This is a genomic window from Streptomyces sp. Y2F8-2, assembly GCF_014905555.1.
Lineage (GTDB): Bacteria > Actinomycetota > Actinomycetes > Streptomycetales > Streptomycetaceae > Streptomyces > Streptomyces cynarae.
In genome coordinates this window covers 1-4,553 of the sequence record NZ_BNGS01000025.1, presented here as the reverse complement: position 1 = coordinate 4,553, position 4,553 = coordinate 1, and the positions used below count along the sequence as shown (strand labels likewise).

General features: G+C 73.0%; 1 protein-coding gene. It reads right to left on the bottom strand.

Translation table 11 applies throughout. The features are described 5' to 3' along the window. The coding region (locus tag SY2F82_RS39630; protein WP_200423737.1) for a type I polyketide synthase at positions 1-4,553 on the bottom strand (4,553 nt) is incomplete at both ends.

Below are 4,553 nucleotides of genomic sequence, written 5' to 3'. Positions count from 1 at the left end.
CCCCATACCCGGCCGTTGCGCCCCCTGACCGGTGAACACGAACGCCAACCCACCACCACGCCCCACCGAGCCCCGCACCAGGCTCCCGGCCCTCTCACCACCGGCCAGAGCCTCCAGACCGGCCAGCAGATCCTCACGACCGGACCCGATCACCGCCGCCCGCTCCTCCAACTGCGCCCGACCCACGGCCAGCGAGAAACCCACATCCACCGGGCCCAGCTCCGCCCGCCCGGCCAGATGGTCCCGCAGCCGGACCGCCTGCGCCCGCAACGCCGCCTCGTCCCGGCCCGAGACGAACCACGGAACGACCGCGTCTGCGACCGGGGACCGCTCGGCGTCGGCGACGGGGATCTCACCGGTGCCGGGCTCGGCGATGGGCTCGGCGACGGGCTCCGGGTCACCCTCTTCGATGATGACGTGTGCGTTGGTTCCGCTGATGCCGAAGGAGGACACTCCCGCCCGGCGCGGACGGCCCGCCTGCGGCCAGGGCCGGGACTCGGTCAGCAGCCGCACCGCCCCCGCCTCCCAGTCGACATGGGCGGAGGGTTCGTCGATGTGCAGGCTCATGGGCAGTGTCGCGTGGCGCATGGCCTGGACGGCCTTGATGACGCCGCCGACACCCGCGGCGGCCTGCGCATGCCCGATGTTCGACTTCAACGACCCCAGCCACAACGGCCGATCCACCGGCCGGCCCTGCCCGTACGTGGCCAACAGCGCATGCGCCTCGATCGGATCACCCAGCCTCGTGCCCGTCCCATGCGCCTCCACCACATCCACATCGGCGGAGGTCAGCCGCGCGTTGGCCAGCGCCTGCCGGATGACGCGCTCCTGTGCCGAGCCGTTGGGGGCGGTGAGCCCGTTGGACGCACCGTCCTGGTTGACCGCCGAGCCGCGCAGCACCGCCAGCACCCGATGACCGTTGCGCCGGGCATCCGACAACCGCTCCACCAACAGCAGCCCCACACCCTCCGACCAGCCCGTACCGTCCGCCGCCGCCGAGAACGACTTGCACCGCCCGTCCGGCGCCAGTCCACGCTGCCGCGAGAACTCCACGAAGGCCTGCGGCGTGGACATGACGGTGACACCGCCGGCCAGGGCCAGGTCGCACTCGCCCTGCCGGAGCGCGTTGGCCGCCAGATGCAGCGCCACCAGCGACGAGGAACACGCCGTGTCCACCGTCACCGCAGGCCCTTCGAACCCGAAGGTGTACGACACCCGGCCCGAGGCGACGCTCCCGGCGTTGCCTCCCGCACGGTAGCCCTCGAGTTCCCCGGGGGTCCGCCGGAGGTCTGCGCCGTAGTCGTGGTACATCACCCCGGTGAACACGCCTGTCCGGCTGCCGCGCAGGGAAGCGGGAACGATGCCCGCCTGTTCGAAGGTCTCCCAGGCGGTCTGCAGGAGGAGCCGCTGCTGCGGATCGGTCGCCACCGCCTCACGCGGCGACATCCCGAAGAACTCCGGATCGAACCGGTCCGCGTCATACAGGAAGCCACCCTGCCGCGTGTACGACGTACCCACACGCTCCGGATCCGGGTCGTACAACCCCTCCAGATCCCACCCCCGATTGTCCGGGAACTCCCCCACCGCATCCACACCATCGGCCACCAACCGCCACAGATCATCAGACGACCCCACCCCACCCGGGAAACGGCACGCCATACCGACGATCGCGATCGGCTCCGTCGAGGCGACGGCGCCTGCCTCGGGGACGGTGGAGTCGGCCTTCTCTCCCGTGAGTTCGGCCAGCAAGTGGGTGATCAGCGCGGCGGGGGTGGGGTGGTCGAAGACGAGGGTGGTGGTCAGGCGCAGTCCGGTGGCGGCGCCGAGGCGGTTGCGCAGTTCGACGGCGGTCAGCGAGTCGAACCCCATGTCCTGGAAGGGCCGGTCGTCGTCGAGGTCGTACGGGCCGGTGTGGCCCAGGACGTCGGCGACGTGGCTGCGGACCAGTTCCGCGACCGCACGTTGCCGCTCCTCGGGCGGCACGGCCGCGAGAGTCCGGCCCAGTGTGGTCCCGGTGGAAGACGGGGCCGCGGTGGCGCTCTTCCCGGCGCGAGGGGCCGGTACCAGGCCGCGGAGCATGGGATGGGTGGCGTTCTGGGCCCGCAGCGCGGTGATGTCCAGCCCGGTGGCCGCGACGACCGCCTCGCCCGCGGTGAGGCTCGTGTCGAAGAGTTCCATCGCCTCCTCGGAAGCCAGCGGGCGCAGACCCAGCCGGGCCAGCCGCCGCAGATCGGTGTCGGCGAGATGGTCCGTCATCTCGCCGGTTTCCTCCCACAGTCCCCAGGCCAGCGACAGGGCCGGCAGCCCCTGATCGGCACGGTGGGCGGCCAGCGCATCCAGGAAGGCGTTCCCCGCCGCGTAATTGGCCTGGCCCGCCGTGCCGAGCAAGCCGGCCAGCGAGGAGTAGAGGACGAAGGCCGACAGGTCGTGCCCGCGCGTCAGCTCGTGCAGGTTCCACGCCGCGTCCATCTTCGGCCGCAGCACCCGCTCCAACTGCTCCGACGACATCCCCGCCACCACACCGTCATCCAGCACACCCGCCGCATGCACCACCGCGACCAGCGGATGCTCAGCCGGAACACCCTCCAGCACTCCCGCCAACGCCTGCCGGTCAGCCACGTCACACGCGGCGAACACCACCCGCGCACCCAACCGCTCCAGCTCCGCACGCAGCCCATCGGCCCCCGGCGCCTGGGACCCACGACGACTGAGCAACAGCAGACGACGCACCCCATGCCCGGCCACCAGATGCCGAGCAAGGGCACCCCCCAACGCACCCGTCGCCCCGGTCACCAGCACCGTGCCCCGGTCCCACGAAGCAACCGCACCACCCCCCCGCGCCACCGGCGCCAACCGCGGCACCAGCAACCGCCCCTGGCGCACCGCCACCTGCGACTCCCCACAAGCGACCGCCCCACCCAACAGCCCCTCATCGAAGACATCCAGGTCCACCAGCACGATCCGACCCGGATTCTCCGTCTGCGCCGACCGCACCAGACCCCACACACCCGCCTGTGCCAGGTCCCGCACGTCCTCGGCGCCCACGGCCACCGCACCCCGCGTCACCAGCACCAGCCGCGAGTCCGCGAACCGCTCCTCGGCCAGCCACGCCTGCACCAGGCGCAGTACCCCGGCGAGGGCGCCATGCGCCGCGGCCGGGACGTCGGGGGCGTCCGCGGACGCCGGCAGGAGTACCACCACCGGGTCCGCAGCGTCCGCCGGCAGTTGCGCGGGGTCGGGGACGGTCTCGCCGTCTCCCACCATCGTCCACCGCGGTGCCTCGGCCTGGGGCGCGGGCGCGAGTGCGGACCACTCCACCCGCAGCAGCGGGTTCGGGGTGGCGGCACCCGCGGCTCGCAGCGCCTCCTTCGGCAGCGGCCGCAGTGCCAGGGCGTCGATCGAGGCCACCGGTGTGCCCACGGGGTCGGCGAGGGTGACGGACACCGTGTCGGGTCCGGTCGTGGTGATCCGCACGCGCAGGGAGGTGGCGCCGGTGGTGTGGAAGCGTGCCTGCGACCAGGCGAAGGGCAGCCGGTCGGGCGCGTCGGCGACGACGCTGGGCAGCAGCGGGTGCAGCGCGGCGTCCAGCAGCGCGGGATGCACGGCGAAGCGGGCGGCCTCGGCGTGCCGTTCCTCGGGCAGGGCCACCTCGGCGTACAGCTCGCCGTCGACGCCCTGCCACACGCGGCGCAAGCCCTGGAAGGCGGGCCCGTAGTGGTATCCGCCCTCCGCCAGCCGCGGGTACGCCTCCTCCAGCACGACCTCCGCGGCCCCGGCGGGCGGCCACGCCACCAGGCTGTCGGGCACGTCATGGCCGGCTGTCCGCAGCCATCCCGTGGCGTGCGGGGTCCACGGTCGCTCGAGGCCGGTGTCCTCTTCCGGGTGGCTGTACACGCCGATCCTGCGCCGACCGCCGGGATCCGGCGCGCCCACCACGACCTGCACCTGTACTCCGCCGCGTTCCGGTACCACCAGCGGTGTCGACAGGGTCAGTTCCGCCACCTCGGCCCAACCGACCTCCTCCCCTGCCCGGGCCGCCAGCTCCAGCAGGCCCGTGCCGGGGAACACCACCACGCCGTGCAGGGCGTGATCCGCCAGCCACGGGTGCGTGGCGAGCGACAGACGACCGGTGAACAGCGTCTCCTCGCCTTCGGCCTGCCGCACGGCCGCGCCCAGGAGCGGATGCCCGGTCGAGACCATGCCGAGGCCGGACGCGTCGATGATGCCGGCCTCGGGCGTCAGCCAGTAGCTGTCCTGTTTGAAGGCGTAGGTGGGCAGGTCGACGCGGTGTGCGCCCGTCCCGGCGAAGAAGGCCTGCCAGTCGACCGGAACGCCGCGGGTGTGCAGACGGCCGAGCGCGTCGAGCAGGCTCCGGGTTTCCGGCTGCCGGGCGCGCAGCGCGGGGACCGCCAGGACCGGGTTGTCGGTGTCCGTCGTGTCCGCGACCATCGGGGTCAGGACGGCGTCGGGGCCGATCTCGACGAAGGTGGTGGCACCTTCGGCACGCAGAGCCTGGACGGCCTGGGCGAAGCGGACCGGCTCGCGCACATGCC